Genomic DNA, 16091 nt, shown 5'->3' on the forward strand with positions numbered 1-16091 from the left:
GGGGCCCGCCCGGGAGGTCCCCGGCCGAGCCCCCCGCGTGGCTAGGACCCGTAGAGGTCCTTCTCGTCGAGGACCGGGCTGCCGTCCTCGGAGCGTCCCAGCCGGGCCGCGGAGCCGAACATGGGCCCGCGAGCGCGCTGGAGCCCGGCGAACCGTCCGAAGCCGAGCGCCTTGGGCACGTCGTCGTAGACCGCCTCCATGCCTCCCTTGATCGAGTACGTCTCGTGCCAGAAACCGGTGCCGCCGGAGTCCCGCAGGAAGTCGAGCCACCACTGCCGGTGCGGCTCCGACCGGGCGAACGCGAGCAGCGAGGGCAGGTCGCGCCAGTACTGGCGCATGCCCATGTTCATCGGGAAGAACGAGTAGTAGATGGGTTCGTGCAGCAGCAGCCCGTCCGGCTCGCCGGCGACCGACTCACTGATCTTCCGCCCGAAGCCGAAGAAGGTCCGGACGCCGTAAAGCCGGTTCACCCGCATGCCGAGGTACAGCACCAGGAGATCTGGATAGGCGGAGAGGTCAACGGTCTGCCGGTTGACTCGGGTCGGCATCTGGGACTCCTTCGGGTTCGGTCACGCGTTGGTTCGGAGCTGGATCCGGACGGGGCCCGGGACCGGGTGCCGGCTTCGCCCGGCCGACGGTCACGAGGTACAGGAGCAGCCCGGCGGAGGTGAGGACGAAGCCGGCCCAGACGGTGGACAGGGTCCCCCAGCCGGCTTCGAGGGTGACGGCGCCGCCGATCGCGCCGAGCGAGTTGGCCAGGTTGAGGGCGGCGAGGTTGAGGGCGCCCATCAGGGCCGGGGCGTCCGGGGCGAAGCCGGTCAGCCGGACCTGGATGGTGGGGATCGCGAGCATCATGGCCGCGCCGACGCCGAACAGGCAGGGCAGCAGGACCAGCAGGTCGCCGCCGGCCACGCCGATCAGCGCCAGGAGCACCAGGGTGCCGCCGTACCCCCAGGTCAGGCCGCGGTGCTCGTACCGGTCGGCGACGCGTCCCCCGAGAAGGTTGCCGGCCGCCATGCCGAGGCCGAAGACGGCGAGCGCGACCGGGATGAGCGCCGGGTCCCGCAGCGCCGCGTCGGTGACGAAGGGGCCGATGAACGTGTAGACGGCGAAGATGCTGGAGATGCCGAGCGCCGCCACGGTGACCATCAGCCAGACGTTGAGCCGGCGGAGGCCGTCCAGCTCGTTTCTGACGGAACCGCCGCGCAGATCGTCGGTGCGGGGCAACCAGGCCACCAGGGCGGCCCCGGCGAGCAGGCCGACGACGACCACGGCCCAGTACATGGAGCGCCAGCCGGCGTGCTGGCCGACGAAGGTGCCGAGCGGCGCCCCGGCGATGGTGGCGACGGTGAGCCCTCCCATGACCGTGGCGAACGCCCTGCCGCCCTTGTCCGGGCCGTACACGTAGGCGGCGACGACGGCCCCGGCGCCGAAGAACGCCCCCTGCACGCTGCCGGCGACGAACCGGAAGACGACGAGCGGCGCGATATTGGGTGCCAGCGCGGAGAGCCCGTTGCCGGCCAGGAAGAGCACGACCAGGCCGAGCAGCAGCGTGCGCCGGTTGACCCGGGCGGCGAGCAGGGTGATCGCCGGAGAGCCGATCACCACCCCGAAGGCGTAGGCGGTGATCGCGTACGTGGCGACCGGGATCGACACGTCCAGGTCGGAGGCGAAAAGCTGGATGATGCCGTTGCTGCCGAACTCGCCGGTGCCGATCGCGAAGGTGCCCAGCGCCAGCGCGAACAGCGTCAGCCTCGGATTCACGATGGGCGACCTGGCGGAGGTGTGCCGCCTCTCCTCGGCGGCGCACTGGCTTTCGTACGCGCGGGTGTGCATCGACGTCCTCTCCGGGACGTCAGCGCGCGGCACGTTTGACGAGGTCGGCCGCCGCGCCGGGCTGCGAGATCATCGCGACGTGGGAGGCGCCGATCTCACGGGCCTGTGACCCGGCCCGCCGCGCCATGAAGCGCTGCGCCTCGGCCGGAAGCACCCTGTCGTTCTTGGCCACGAGGTAGTAGGAGGGGATGGTCTTCCAGGCCGGGGCGCCGGACGGCTCCCCCAGCGTGCGCGAGTCGGCGGGCCGCTGGCTCGCCTGCATCAGGTCGGTGGTCTGCTTGGGCACGTCGCCGGCGAAAACGTCGCGGAAGAATTCCTTCTTGATGTATCCGTCGACGAGGCCCCCGCCGTAGGGGCGGAAGTCCAGTGCCGTTTCGTTCAGCTTGCTTCCCGGAAATTTGTTCTGCAGTTCCAGCAACGACTCGCCCTCGTCGGGGGCGAACGCGGCCACGTAGACGAGCGCTTTCACGTTCGGGTTGCCGGCCGCGGCGTTCGTGACGACGATTCCGCCGTAGGAATGCGCGGCCAGGACGATCGGGCCGTCGAGCGTGGCGAGGACGCTCGCCAGGTAGGCGGAGTCGGAGGCGACGCCGCGCAGCGGGTTCGCCGGGGCGATGACCGGATAACCGTCGCGGATGAGCCGGGCGGCGACGTCGTTCCAGCCGGAGGCGTCGGCGAACGCGCCGTGCACGAGGACCACCGTGGGCTTGGGCCTGGGCTCCGGCCGGGAATGCGCCTGCGCCTCGGATGTTCCCAGCAGGGCGCCGGTCGCGACCGCGGCGGATCCGGCCAGAATCACTCTACGAGTCGTCATGATGTGGACCTCTCAATGTCTGGTGTTTCGCACCTCGAATGCGGATCAATGTAGAGCCCCGGTGGTTGACGAACACTGAACGAGCGATTCAGTCTTCGTCAAGTGCGCCGCTGTAATTTTCCGGGCATGAGATCGACAAAAAGCGAGAGCGACAAAAAATGGGCCCTCCGAATTCACCTGCTCTTTTACGTCCTGGCCAATCTGGCTCAGGTCGTGGTGTGGATGCTCTACGACCCGGAACACTTCTTCTGGCCCATGTGGTCGATAGTCTTCTGGGGCGTCGGGCTGGCCTTCCACGCCTGGAGCGTCTACTCGCCGCTCAGACCGGACACCGAGCACTGAGCCGCGTCGCTCTTCTTCGAGTGCGTGCTTCCTCAAGTACGTGCTTCTTCAAGTGCGTGCGCGCCCCGTGGCGGTCGGTGCGGTCGGTGCGGTCGGTGCGGTCGGCGCGGTTGACGCGGTCGCACCGGGCGGCCCGGCACCTCGGCGCCGGGCTCGATCCGCGCGCCGGCCGGGCCCACTTCGTCCGGCGGCCGGCTCCTCCCCGTTCACCCGGGAGGGCCCGCCGGAACAAGATCAGGCGCGGCGCGCCTGCGACGTCCTACGCACCCGTGAGCCCGGCCTTGACCTAATGACCCTTTTGTCACCAATCCCGGATCGGTAGAATTGGCGTATCCTGCGGTCCGACATGGGTCGCACGCGGACAGATCCGCAACGTCCAGCCGGGAGTTCGACAGACGTGACCGGGCTCGCCCCTCCCGTTCGGCTCGACGGCGAAGGTCCGTCGGCCGGCGCCGGTTCGCCGCGCCTGCAGGTCCTCGGCCCGTTGCGCCTGTGGCGCGACGGCGTCGAACTCGACGCCGGCCCCCGGCAGCAGGCGCAGCTGCTGGTCCTGCTCCTGGCGCGCGCGGGCCGTCCGGTCAGCACGAGAGAGCTGATCGACCTGATCTGGGCCGACGACGCCCCCGCCAGCGCGCTCAACGTCATCCAGAAGTACGTCGGGGCGTTGCGGCGGGTCCTCGAACCCGCGATCCCCGCCCGGTCGGCCGGTACGTACCTGCACCTGCGCGGCAACGCGTACGTGTTCAGCGCCGGTCCCGGCACGCTGGACCTCGTCGCGTTCCGGGAACTCGTCGAGGCCGCCCAGGCCGCCCTCGCCCGCCACGCTCGCGAAGCGGCGCTCGACCATTACGTCGAGGCGCTCCGCCTCTGGCAGGGCCCGGCGGGGGACGGGCTCTCCCACGGACCGGCCGCGACGGCGATCCTGGCCGCCCTCGACGACGAGTTCTACGCCGCCTGCGTGGCGGCGGCCGAGCTGGCCGTGTCGTCGCGCCGGCCGGAGCGGGTGATCCCGCCGTTGCGGCTGGCCGCGTCGATGGCGCCGTTCCACGAACCCGTGCACGCCGCCCTCGTCACCGCCCTCGGCGCCGCCGGGCGGCAGGCGGAGGCGCTGTCGGCGTTCCACACGGTCCGCGACCGCCTCGCCGAGGAACTCGGCATCGACCCCGATCCTGCGCTGCAGGCCGCGCACCTGCGAGTGCTGACGCAGACCCCGGCGTCGCCGGTGGCGACGAGCACGGGGAGCGAGGACGACCACGCGCCGGAGAGGCGAACGGGGCGTGAGGGTGACCGGGCACCGGTGAGATGGACGGGGAGCGAGGAGGACCGGGCGCCGGAGAGGCGGGCGGCCGGTCTGGTCGGCCGGGACGAGGAACTCGGCGTGCTGCGGCACGCCGTCGAGGCGGCGCTCACCGGCCGCACCGGGCTCGGGGTCGTCGAGGGCGAGCCGGGCGCGGGCAAGACGCGCCTGCTGGAAGAGGTCGCCGCCGTCGCGGACCGGCGCGGCGCGCTGGTCGCCTGGGCCTCCTGTTCGGAAGGCGACGGAACCCCGTCGATGTGGCCGTGGGAGCAGGCGCTCACCGTCGTCCTCGACAGCCTGCCCGCGCCGGCGCGCGAGAAGTGGCTGGCCGGGGAGCTCGGCCGTCTCCTCGAAGCCCGGGACGACGAGGACGCGCCGCCGCTTTCCGGCGGCCGAGCCCAGTTCCGGCTGTTCGAGCAGGTCGTCACCTTCATCGGCCAGGCCTCGGCGGAACGGCCGACGCTGCTCGTCATGGACGATCTCCAGTGGATCGACGCCGCCTCGCTCCAGCTGTTCGGCCACCTGGCGGGCCGGCTGCCCGCCGGCACCGCGATCATCGGCGCCCTTCGCGACCGCGCGCCCACACCCGGCTCCGACCTCTCGCGGGTCCTGGCCGCCGCCAGCCGGCTGCCCAGCCACCGCAGGATCCGGCTCGGCCCGCTCAGCCTGGTCGACGTGGCCGAACTCATCCGCCGCGAGACCGGTCGCGAACCCGGCGCGGACATCGCCCGCAACATCCACGACCGCACCGCCGGCAACCCTTTCTTCGTCCGCGAACTGTCGCGGCTCCTCAGCGACCGCGGCGCGCTCGGCGACGGCGACGCGCCGGCCAGGACCGGGGTGCCCTCCACCGTGCGGGACGTCGTCCGCGACCGGATGGCGGGCCTCGACGACGGCACTCGCGACCTGCTGCGGGTCGCCGCGCTGATCGGCCGCGACGTCGACCTCGGCCTGCTCGCCCGCGCCGCCGGGGCCGGCGTCGCGGACTGCCTCGAACGCCTCGAACCGCTGCGCGCGCTCGGCCTGCTCGAAACGGGGCCGGAGGACCCGTTCTCGTGGCGCTTCGCGCACGACCTGGTCCGCGAATCGGTCACGGAGACGACGGAGCAGCTGCGGGCCGTCCGGCTGCACCTGCGGGTCGCGGACGCGCTCGAGGAAAGCCGGGCGGACGACGAGTCCGTCACCGAACGCCTCGCCTTCCACCTGTGCGCCGCCGGTCCCCTCGCCGACCCGGTCCGTACCGTGGAGGCGCTGAAGCGCGCCGGTCGCCGCGCGACGACCAAGCTCGCGTTCGCCGCCGCCGACCGGCACCTGGAGTCGGCCGCCCAGATCGCGCGGACCGCCGGGCTCCCGGAGCTCGAACTCTCCGCCCTCTCGCTCCTCGCCATCGCCCCGCGCCGGCAGGCCGGGTTCGGCGGCACGACGTTCGACCTGCTGGAGCGCGCGGAACTCCTGGCCCGTCAGCTCGGCCGGGAGGTCGACGCCGCCGGCCTCCTCTTCGCCCGCCTGTTCGGGGCCTACACCTTCCTGGAGTGGGACCGCCTCCGTCTGGTCCGCCGGCTGTACGAGCAGGGGGAGTCCTCCTCCGATCCGGTCGTCCGGGCGTACGGCCGGCAGGCCTGGGGCCTGCACCAGTGGGACGTCGGCAACATCGGCGAGGCGTACCGGTGCCTCACGGCGAACGACCCCGCCCTGCTCGACGGGGTCGTCTCCCCGCACAGCGAGACCCCGATCCGGCGTGACGTCTCGGGCGAGTGGCCGGGCTGGCAGGCCGTCGTGACGGCCCTGCACGGCAACGCCGGGACGGCCGGGACCATGATCGAGAAGTGGAACGGCCCCGAGGACCCGTACGGGGTCGCGACCTGGGCCTACTACACCACCATCATCGCCTCGATGGCCGGTGACGCGGACTGGGTGATGCGCACGATCGAGCGGTGGATGACCGTGGGCACCGGCCGCGCCGCCGTCCAGCAGGAGCACTACGTCCGGCTGAACTGGTACTGGGCCCGTGCCCTCACCGGCGAGGACCCGGCCGGTATCACGGCGGAGGCCGAAGAGCTCCTGGCCGGGACGCTGGTCGACCCGCCGCGCTGGGGCGTCGCGTACCACCACGCACTGGTCGCCGAGATGTGGCTGGCCGCCGGGATGCCGGACAGGGCGGGCGTCTCCCTCGACCGGGCGGAGCGGGCCCTCGAGGCCTACGGCCAGCGCTACGCCGAAGGACTCGTCCTGCTGCTGCGGGCGCGCCTGCTGCACGCCCTCGGCGAACCCGCCGACGTCGTGCGAGCCGCCGCCGAGGAGGCCCGCGACCGGTCCGGCGAACGCGAGTCCCACCTCTTCGCCCGCCGCGCCGAGAGATTCCTCGCCGAGCTCTGATCGCACCGCTCAGCACTGCCTTAGCACCGCTCAGCACTGCCTTAGCGCCGCTCAGCACTGCCTCAGCACCGTTCAGCACCGAGAACGCCGGACGCGGTCGGGCCGGCGACAGCGGCTCGATCCCCCTGACGGACGGTCACCGGGACAGGCTCGTCCGAGCCCGACGGGTGATCAACAGGCCGAATCCGGTCGCCGTGAAGAACATGACGATGCCGTACACCGCGCCCGGGATGGCGATCTCGGCGCTGTTCAGCAGCGTCGGGCTCAGCGCGATCGTGATGGCGAGCGCGGTGTTGTGGATGCCGATCTCGAATCCGGCCGCGACGGCCGCGGGGTGGTCGACACCGGCCAGGCGCGGCACGCCGTAGCCGGCCAGCAGGCTCACGACGTTGAAGGCCAGCGCGGCCAGCCCGACCGAGACGAAATAGCCGGCCAGGTTCTCCCGCTCCCCGTACAGCACGGCGAAGATGACCGCGAGCAGGACCACGACCGACAGGATCCGGACGGGGAGGTTGAGCCGCCGCGCCACCTCCGGCGCCTGCGCGTGCACGAGCATCCCGATCGCGACCGGCACCAGCACCATCACGAACACCTGGAGGATCTTGTCGAACTGCAGCCCGATGCCGGCCGCGCCGGGCAGGAAGTACCCGGCCGAGAGGTTCACCACGATCGGCAGGGTGGCTGCGGACAGCACCGAGTTGATCGCGGTGAGCGTGACGTTCAACGCGACGTTCCCGCCGAAAAGGTGGCTGAACAGGTTGGCCGTGGGGCCGCCGGGCGACGCCGCGACCACCAGCATGCCGACCGCCAGTTCCGGCGGGAGCCGGAAGGCGAGCACCAGGCCGAAGCAGATCGCCGGCAGCAGCACGAGCTGGCACAGCAGCGCGACCACCGCCGCCCTCGGATACTGGCCCACCCGCCGGAAGTCGTCCAAGGTCAGGCTGAGGCCAAGGCCGAGCATGACGATGCCGAGGGCGTAAGGCAGGCTGGCCAAAATCACAGGGGAGTCCATGGCGGACATTCTCCGGCACGCGCACAACGGCGTGAAAACACGTGCGGGGATCGACGAATCTCCCGGCGCTCCAGGTGAGGACCACAGTGCGTCCACCTTCGAGGGTGTCGTCTCTCGCGGGACGGCCGCGGGTGGCCGTCTCACGGTCGTGCCCTCGCGGGAACAGACGCCGGGTGGCCGGACGGCTCCCGGGACGCCGACGCCCCCGCGTGCCGCCGGGGCGGCGCGGGGGCGAGCGGGCCGGTCACCCGTTACGCGCACAGGGCGGTGTCGAGGGCCTTCTCCACGTTCTTGGCGCCCTCCATGGTGACGGGCAGGGCGGTGACGGCGACGGCCGCCGCCCTGCCGTCCTTGGTCACGGCGTTGCGGGTGGTGTAGCCGGGGGCGTTCCCGCCGTGGGTCCAGGCGAAGCCGCCGCAGCTCAGCCTGAAGGTGGCCAGGCCCAGGCCGTAGCGCGAGCCGCCGACGGTGTCGGCGTCGGGCGCCGCGACCGTCCTCTTCATCTCCGCCAGCTGCGCGGGCTTGAGCAGCTCGCCGTCCAGCAGCGCGAGCAGGAAGCGGTTGAGGTCGCCGGGGCTGCCGATCAGCTGCCCGGCGGCCCAGCCGGACGAGGGGTCGAACGTGGTGACGTCGCGCCACGGCTCGGTGGGCTTGGTCGCGAAGTAACCGCGGGGGTGGGGGCCGCGGATGCCCTTCTCGCGGGCCTTCGGCCAGTAGGTGTCGCGCAGCCCGACGCGCTTGATGATCCGCTCGGTGATCTCGTGGCCGATCGGGCGGCCGGTGACCTTCTCCACGACCATGCCGGCCAGCACGTAGTTGGTGTTGCTGTAGCCCCAGCCCTTGCCGGGCTTGAACAGCGCCTTCTTCCTCAGGGCGAGGTCCACCACCTCCCGCGGCTTCCAGTACTTCCGCAGGAAGCGGTCGAAGTCGGCGAAGAGAGCGTCGTCGTAGTCGGGCAGGCCGCTGGTGTGCTGGAGGATCTGGCGGACCGTGATCTTACGGCCGTCACCGGCCTTGCCGCGGACCAGGTTCGGCAGGTATCTCTCGATCGGCGCGTCCAGCTCGACCTTTCCCTCGCCGACGAGCTGCAGCACGACGGTGGCGGTGTACATCTTGGTGTTGCTGGCGATGCGCACCCGCCCGTCGGCGGGCACCTTGCTCCTGGTCTTCAGGTTGCCGACGCCCGCGGTGTAGTAGCGCGCCTCGCCGTCGCTCTCGTGCACCGTCGCGAGCGCGGCGGGGAAGTTGTCCTTCTTGACCAGGTCGTTCAGCGCCTTCTGCAGGGGCGAGACGTCGGCGACGGCAGTGGCGGCAGTGGCGGCGGTGGCGGCGGTGGCGGCGCTCCAGGCGGGTGTCGCGGCGCTCGCCGCCGGAGCGGTCAGGACACCGGCGAGGGTCAGGCCGCTCAGGGCCGTCACGGCCGTCAGGGTCTTTAAGATCCTCAGGCCTTTCAGGGGGGTCGGCGGGCGGCGGTGCTCGGTGAACGCGGGCATGGGAATGCTCCTCAGGGAGAGATGGGGGAAGGGGGCGCTATCTGGCGCGGACGGCGTTACCGGGCTCCGCGGACGGAGTTACCTGGCGCCGCAGACGGCGTCGTCGACGACCTTGATGACCTTCAGGGCCCCGGCCTCGCCGCCGGGCAGGGCGGTCACCGCGACCGCGGCCGCCCGGCCGTCGGTGGTGGCGGCGTCGCGGGTCTCGTAGCCGTCGATGTCGCCGCCGTGGCCCCACGCGGTGTCGCCGCAGCTCAGCTTCATCTTGACCACGCCGAGCCCGTACCGCCAGCCCTCGGGGAACCCGGGGGCCTTGACCGTCTTCTTCATCTCCGCCAGCTGCGCGGGCTTGAGCAGTTTGCCGTCCAGGAGGGTGAGGAAGAAGGTGTTGAGGTCGTCCGGGGTGCCGATGAGCTGGCCGGCCGCGCCGCCCCAGGACGGGTCCATCGTGGTGATGTCGACGAACTCGCCCCCGGGCTTCCTGACCGTGTAGCCGCGCGGGTGCGGGCCCTTGACGGTCTGGTCGCCGACGCCCGGCCAGTAGGTGTCGCGCAACCCGGCGCGGTCGATGACCCGCCTGGTGACCTCTTCGGCGATCGGCCGCCCGGTGACCTTCTGCACGACCAGGCCGAGCAGCAGGTAGCCGGTGTTGCTGTACTCCCAGCCCTTGCCGGGCTTGAACGACGCCTTGTGCCGCAGTGCCACGTCGATCATGTCCCTGGCCTCGACGTAGCGGTGCTGGATCTTGAAGAAGTCCTGGTGCATGTAGCGGGTGTAGTTGGGCAGGCCGCTGGTGTGCTGGAGGAGCTGGCGGACCGTGATCTTCCGGCCGTCACCGGCCTCGCCGCGGACCAGACCGGGCAGGTACTTCTCGACCGGCCCGTCCAGCTCGATCTTTCCCTCGCCGGCGAGCTGCAGCACGACGGTGGCGACGAACGTCTTGGTGTTGCTGCCGATGCGCACCCGGCCGTCGGCGGGCACCTCCTCCCGCGTCTCCAGGTCGCCGACGCCCGCCGTGTAGCGGGTGACGCGCCCGTCGGCGTCGCGTACGGAGGCGAGCGCGCCGGGGAACTCCTCGCCGATCAGCCCGTCGAGTGACTTCTGCACGCCGTCGTCGAAGTCGGCGGTGGTGGCCGACGACGCCGAGGCCGCGACCGGCGCGGTCAAGGTGCCGACGGCGATCATCGTGGCGAGCCCGCAGGCGAGGAGGCGGGAGCGGCGGGAGGAGGGCTTGTACATGGGAACTCCTTGTTCGGGGGTCACTTACCGACCCCTGAAGCATGTCGCGGGAGAGATCATCACTTCGATCCCGCGCGCTGGAGCCTCTTGGTACAGCTGGTACCACCTTCACCCACCCCGCCGATCGCATACGGCCTGGTCGTACCGCTGTTTTTCCCCGCGTCGCCCTCGCACAGCCACCGTCGGCGACTTCGCCTCTTTTGCACCACGGCGCTCCCAGCCTGTGCGATCTTTGGATCTTCAGGCGGATCGAAGGCCCCGGACCCCGAGGTGGCTCCGCGTGGACCTGGGCCGCGCGGTGTCCGCCGGGTGCCTTGTCGAAGCGAAAGGCCGGCCCACGTCACTCCTCGATCCGGTTGACGCACCGTCGATGCTTGCATGGACGACCGCACGTTTGTGTCACCAGACCGAGGTCGATGTCGGCCCATACGGTGTGGCCGAGCTGCGGGCTTCCGTGGACGCCGATGGTCAGGGCGAGTTCCTTTACGAGAAGGATCCCGAACCCGCCCTCCATGATCTTCCCACCCGCTGCGGAGGTGAGGACGGGTCGTCCGGCTCCGCCGAGATCGGTGACGGCCAGGTACGCGAGGTCGTCCAGGACGACTTCGATGCCGAACCAGCCGTCGTCATGTCCGGAGACGGTGTGGAGTACGGCGTTGTTGCACAACTCCGCCGCGATCGTCCCCGCATCGTCGCTACGCGGGGTTCCGGTGAAGAGCCCTTCGACAAAGTGGCGGGCCTCGGACACCTGCTGACGGGTGCCGGGGAAGGTACGTCGCCACACCATCGGTCCCGGCACCCGGAGCCATTCCTCGGGGCTGGTATAGCCCCACTTTCCTCGGTGCATCGCTGATCTAACTCCAGGATGGGTGTTCCGGCCACCGGTTGGCGGCCGGTGATCACACGCGGTACGTGGTGGTATCGGGCACCAACTCGCCTATTGAGGTCAAGTTCAGTACACGGCTCCACCTCCCCGCGTGTTTGAGGCGTTCGGGCATGTCATACGGCCTTTCGACACGGATGCCGCACTCCGAAAGCGAGGCCGTCCCCCCTGTTGATCCGGCTTATCGACGCCGCCCCGCTTGTTGCTCGGGTAGCGAGGAGATCGGGCAGCCGCATGCGAAGGCGACGAAGGTCAACCCACCCATGCGCGCTGTAGTCCATCCCCGATCAAGGTCGGCGATCGCTGTCAGGTATCGGGGATCCTGGGATGCTCGGTGGCCCGCGACAAGCCACCGGCGCACCGCGGCGAGTGCCTGGTCGCGGCTGACCGATGGTGCGGTCCGCAGGTCCTGCGGGGGATCGGAGGCGTGCCAGTGGGTTACGGACGGAAGGAGGGGGGCCATGTCAGCGGCTCCATGTCGGCTGGGCCATCAGGCATGGATTCCCCATAGCGAACGCCCTTTCCGGCGCGTGCGCGAGTGCCATTCTGCGATCTCGTTAAGACCGGTCGCTTCGAGGTCAGCAGTTGTCAGCCCGAGGTAGGGGTTCGGCTGGATCAGGATCGTGAGGACTCCGGTCGTGGTGCGGTCGCCGGCCCAGGTGTGATCGGCGGGTGTGAAGTCGTCGTCGATCCAGACGAGTGGCTGGTCGGTGAAGAGCTGGGTGATGGTGTCGCGTTTCCAGAGGTAACCGTTGGGGTGGCTGGTGGTGAGCGGGAGGCGGGGCAGGTCGATGTGGTCCCAGGTGGGCAGGCCGAGAAGGCTGCCGACGAGGGGCGCGGCGTCTGCACGCCAACTGGTGCACCACACAGGGCTGAGGGCACGCTGGATTTTGAGAGGGGCGTGGTCGATGCCGACCCCCTCGGCGTGGTGATGGATGGCGAGGTGGGCGAGGTTGTGTCCGCCGCCGCAGCCGAGTTCGACGACCCGCCTGCCTGTCAGATCGCCGAATACCTTGGGTGGAGGGCCGATTCCTGCAGCTCGGGTCCACTCGAATCGGTCGCGGACGGTCAGGCTCGCAGGAGAAGTGCGGCTTCGGCAAGGTGGCGGGAGATCGCGGAGATCCATGCGTCTTCGGCTCCTTTGGCCCACCCGATCGTGAGCTGGTGGGTGAACCAGTCGGCCACCCAGACGCGGTGCCAGCCGAGCGCCCAGCGGGCGGAACTCAACCCGCCCCTTGAGGCTGCCGCCTCCTCGGGGCCGGCGGCGGCGACGTAGGAGGTGATGAGCTCGTCGAGCTTGCCGGTGTCGGGAGCGTCGATCGTGCCGTGCCAGGACGCCAGGTCGAGCAGCCCGGGACCGTGGAACGCCCGCGCGAAGTCCAGGAGGTGCGTCTCGGTCTTCGTGAGATGCACGGAGGTCGGATGCCATTCGGAGTGGCACAGCCCGAACGGCGGAAGATCGGTTCCGACGGAGCGGGCATCGGCGACCTTCGCCAGACCGCGAGCGGTCTCGGTGAGTGCGCCGAGGTCACATCCGGGGCCGTCGAGGTGAGCGAGACGCGCACGGATCTGCTCGGGCATCGCGGCCAGGCACCCCCCGTCCATGGTCGGCAGGTCTTTGGTGTCGCAGATGGCATGAACGCGAACAGCCAGAGCGGCACCTTCGGCGTCGGTTGCCTGCCGACCGGCCGGGCCGAGGTCGGTCAGCAGCATTCCGAGCAATCCAGGTGTTCGGTCGACCGCCAGGCGGGCCGGGACCGGCAACCCGCCCTCCTCGGCAACCGCCAAGGCGTGGTCTTCGGCTGCGAAGGGGCCTTCGGCGTACTTGAACACCACCGAGGTGCCGTCAGCCAGGTGAAGGCGTTCCACGCCCGAACGCGCCCAGACGCGGATCTCCTCGCGTTCGGCCGGCCCTTGCGCGACGTTGTCCAGCAGCCGGACGAGTAGAGCGTTCACCTCGATGGTGTCCAAGGTCCTGGGCCTTCCTTATCGATCGGTCGTCGGGATGCGGCAGGCTTCGACGGACGCGATCCAGCTGTCCTTCATCGTGGCCAGCTCGCTGCGGAACTTCTCCAGCGGAGCGCCGTAAGGGACGACCGCGCCGCCGGTCTGGTTCGGAACGGACTGGCATCCGTGGACGAGACGGCCGCCGAGAGCGGTGTGGGCGCGCACGAGCTCCAGACGGCGGGTCTCGTTGAACCAGCCGCCGTGGTAGACCTCGTCCAGCAGGTCACCCTCGGCGTCGGTGAGGTCGAACACCGCGCGGGTGGTGGAGTTGAAGACCAGGCAGGCCCGATGTTGGAGATCTCGCCGGTCAGCTCGACCTTGTTGAGCGCCATGAACGTGCCCGCCTGCCGGAGCATCATCAGATGCTTCTCGGTGATCTCCGGCATACCGAGATCGGTCAGATGCTCGGCGCGGAACACGTACCGGTACACCTCCCACCCGATCTGCAGGACGGTCGCTGCGTCGCTGGTCGGCGTGGCGTTGGCGCGGATGTAGTCCAGAGCGAGCTGCTCCAACGAGGTGTCCGGGGTCTCGTGGGCGTCGAGCATGTCGCGCCGCACCTGCTGCCAGGGGATGACGAGCCAGGTGTGGTTGGTGAACTTGAAGAAATACTCCTCGGGGTCGAGGGTGACGCGGTGGCCGTCCACGGTGATACCGGGGATACGGTTCCAGCGCGGATCGAACACCTCGGGCAGCTCGACGCTGATCTTGTCGTGGGTGGCAGTGGACACTTCGTTCTCCGTTCGAGAGGACAGGCAGCGGCACCCGTACGGGACCGCAGGAAAGAGGTTTTTTCACGCTCCGCGTTCGGGTTCCTACCAAGAGTGGCTCTCCGGGCGTGGGGCGGCTATGGTCAATGGCGTCGCAGAACGTTTAATCGGTTTATCCATAGGGAGTTCCGATGGCGAGGTACTCCGGCCGGCGTTCCCCCAACGACCGGCTGCGGGAGATGATCGCGGCTTCGGGCTTGAGCTATGAGGGCGTGGCGCGCGCCGTTGTGCGCGTCGCTGCGGAGAACGGGGAAGTTCTGCGGACGAACAAGTCCGCCATCTCGCATTGGGTTGCGGGCGTTGAACCGAATAAACGGCCTGTCGGCTACCTCGTCGAGGCCCTCTCGCGCCGCGCCGGACGTCCGGTGACGAAGCCGCAGCTCGGTTTCCAGACCGACGAGTCGCCGGTGCTGGCAGGCGCGCACCCCGTCGAAACCGTGACCATGCTCAGCCGGGCCGATATCGAGAACAGAAGCTTCCTCGCCATCGCCGTCTACACCACGGACCGGGTGAGTCTGCCTCTCGGCTACGACTCAGAGGCGGTGAGCAGGCTCCTGCGGGCACGGACCGGCAGCGTGCGAGTCGGCGCCAGAGAAGTGGCCGTCGTCCGGCAGATCACCAAAGCGTTCGGCGCGGCCGATGAGCGCCTCGGCGGGGGTCACGGCCTGACTACCGTTGCCGCCTACCTGGCCGACACCGTCGCCCCCATGCTGTCCGGTCGCTTCACCGACGAAGCGACACGTCGCGACGCGTTCGGTGCCACTGCCGAGCTCGCCTGGCTGCTCGGTTGGAAGCATCACGACCTCGGACATGAGGGCGCGGCCCAGCGGTACTACCTCACCGGCTTCCAACTCGCCGTCGAGGCCGACGCGGGCGCCCACGCCGCCTGGATGATGCGCGCGATCGCCCACCAAGCGCTCAGCCTGAAGGAACATCAGCACAGCCGGGACCTCATCGAAGCGGCCCTCAAACGCGCTAAAGGCCGCTGTGACGGTGCCACCGAAGCGCTTCTGCGCATCACGCACGCTCGTTCCCACGCCGCTCTCGGTGAGAAGGCCGGAGCAGCGAGAGCACTCCTCGCGGCCGAGGACGCTCTCTCCCGACCAGGCGATCCGCAACCCTCATACTCGCTCCTCATGGGACCCGCCTCCGGCACCGTCGACTCCCACACCGCCAGGACGCTCACTGAAATGGGCGACCATGTGGGCACCGAGGCCCGGCACCGGGCGGCCTTCACATCCTGGGACCCCGTCGCTTTTCCCCGCGTTCACCTGCTCACCCACATGGACCTCGGGGACTGCCTCGCCGATCAGGTAAGAGCCGACGAGGCGATCGGAGCCTGGAACCAGGCACTCGACCTCGCCGAAGGAATGGCGTCAGGCCGGAGCAGAACCGCCCTGGCGGGCATCCGACCGACCCTCGCCGTATACAGGCGCAGAGGCGTCCCCGGCGCGGCCCTGCTGGAACAGCGCATCCGGCACGCGGCCACCGCCGCGTGAAAGGATCGTGTCCATGCCCACGCCCGGCACCGCCCTGCCCCCCGCGCTCGAAGCACACACCCTCCTCGTCGCCGCCGTCATCGTCCACGACCAGGCGCGGCAACGAGTCCTCCTCATACAACGAGCGGCCAGAGCGAAGTTCGCCCCCAACCACTGGGACCTTCCCGTCGGCAAGGCGAGCAAGGGCGAAGTGATCACGCAGACCGCGGCCCGCGAACTGAAAGAGGAGACCGGACTGGTCGTAGACCCCGCCGACCTCCGAGTAGCCGGTCTCATCCACTGCTCCTGGGGTGTCGAGGCGCCGAACGGCTTCGTCACCGTTGTCTTCGTCACCGACACCTGGAGCGGCACCCCGATCAACGCCGAACCTCGCAAACACGCACGCGTCGCCTGGCACCCGGCAGACCGGATACCCCAGGCATTCGTGTCCACCACTCGCGCCGCGCTGATCAACTACCTGACAGGCGGCCCCATGGTAACCACCGAGGGGTTCCGACCCTGAGACCTGATGGTTGAGTGGGTT

At 70.1% G+C, this 16091-nt stretch carries 14 protein-coding genes; 4 read left to right on the forward strand and 10 right to left on the reverse strand.

All coding sequences use genetic code 11. The features are described 5' to 3' along the window. Positions 1-41: 41 nt before the first annotated feature. Genes ABT053_RS07730 through ABT053_RS07740 form a run of 3 tightly spaced genes read right to left on the reverse strand, consistent with a single transcriptional unit; the run spans position 42 to position 2650 of the window. Complete coding sequence (locus ABT053_RS07730; RefSeq protein ID WP_350968094.1) at positions 42-548, reverse strand: monooxygenase family protein; 507 nt, start codon at positions 546-548, stop codon at positions 42-44. Further along, a complete protein-coding gene (locus ABT053_RS07735) occupies positions 517-1836 on the reverse strand; it encodes an MFS transporter (RefSeq protein WP_350968095.1) in 1320 nt (439 codons plus the stop codon). The genes ABT053_RS07730 and ABT053_RS07735 overlap by 32 nt, the downstream gene beginning before the upstream one ends. 19 nt (positions 1837-1855) lie before the next feature. Further along, positions 1856-2650, reverse strand: coding sequence for an alpha/beta fold hydrolase (locus ABT053_RS07740; protein ID WP_350968096.1), 795 nt, complete (start codon positions 2648-2650; stop codon positions 1856-1858). Positions 2651-2776: 126 nt separating this feature from the next. Between ABT053_RS07740 and ABT053_RS07745 the strand changes: the two genes are divergently transcribed. Next, a complete protein-coding gene (locus ABT053_RS07745; protein ID WP_350968098.1) occupies positions 2777-2992 on the forward strand; it encodes a 2TM domain-containing protein in 216 nt (71 codons plus the stop codon). Positions 2993-3389: 397 nt separating this feature from the next. Then, positions 3390-6665, forward strand: a complete 3276-nt coding sequence (locus tag ABT053_RS07750) for a BTAD domain-containing putative transcriptional regulator (RefSeq protein ID WP_350968099.1) — start codon at positions 3390-3392, stop codon at positions 6663-6665. Between the two features lie 136 nt (positions 6666-6801). Here ABT053_RS07750 and ABT053_RS07755 read toward each other — a convergent pair whose 3' ends face one another. The 7 genes from ABT053_RS07755 to ABT053_RS07785 form a co-directional block, all read right to left on the reverse strand. Further along, entirely contained in the window at positions 6802-7677 is an 876-nt protein-coding gene (locus tag ABT053_RS07755; protein WP_350968100.1) for a bile acid:sodium symporter family protein, read from the reverse strand. Positions 7678-7928: 251 nt separating this feature from the next. Beyond that, entirely contained in the window at positions 7929-9170 is a 1242-nt protein-coding gene (locus ABT053_RS07760; RefSeq protein WP_350968101.1) for a serine hydrolase domain-containing protein, read from the reverse strand. A 78-nt stretch (positions 9171-9248) separates the two neighbouring features. Next, positions 9249-10409, reverse strand: coding sequence for a serine hydrolase domain-containing protein (locus tag ABT053_RS07765; RefSeq protein WP_350968102.1), 1161 nt, complete (start codon positions 10407-10409; stop codon positions 9249-9251). A 340-nt stretch (positions 10410-10749) separates the two neighbouring features. Then, positions 10750-11196 (reverse strand): ATP-binding protein, encoded by a 447-nt coding sequence (locus ABT053_RS07770; protein ID WP_350968103.1) that lies wholly within the window; start codon positions 11194-11196, stop codon positions 10750-10752. Between the two features lie 586 nt (positions 11197-11782). Continuing rightward, a complete protein-coding gene (locus ABT053_RS07775) occupies positions 11783-12418 on the reverse strand; it encodes a class I SAM-dependent methyltransferase (protein ID WP_350968104.1) in 636 nt (211 codons plus the stop codon). Further along, a complete protein-coding gene (locus tag ABT053_RS07780) occupies positions 12361-13263 on the reverse strand; it encodes a hypothetical protein (protein WP_350968105.1) in 903 nt (300 codons plus the stop codon). Before ABT053_RS07780 ends, ABT053_RS07775 begins: the two co-directional genes overlap by 58 nt. Before the next feature lie 71 nt (positions 13264-13334). Then, positions 13335-14030, reverse strand: a complete 696-nt coding sequence (locus ABT053_RS07785; RefSeq protein ID WP_350968106.1) for a hypothetical protein — start codon at positions 14028-14030, stop codon at positions 13335-13337. Positions 14031-14200: 170 nt separating this feature from the next. Here ABT053_RS07785 and ABT053_RS07790 point away from each other — a divergent pair, with 170 nt between their 5' ends. Then, positions 14201-15568: an NsdA family TPR-like regulatory protein gene (locus tag ABT053_RS07790; protein WP_350968107.1), complete on the forward strand. Its 1368-nt coding sequence runs from the start codon at positions 14201-14203 to the stop codon at positions 15566-15568. A gap of 13 nt (positions 15569-15581) precedes the next feature. Continuing rightward, positions 15582-16070 (forward strand): NUDIX domain-containing protein, encoded by a 489-nt coding sequence (locus ABT053_RS07795; RefSeq protein WP_350968108.1) that lies wholly within the window; start codon positions 15582-15584, stop codon positions 16068-16070. Positions 16071-16091 lie beyond the last annotated feature (21 nt).

Source organism: Streptosporangium sp. NPDC002524, assembly GCF_040295985.1.
Lineage (GTDB): Bacteria > Actinomycetota > Actinomycetes > Streptosporangiales > Streptosporangiaceae > Streptosporangium.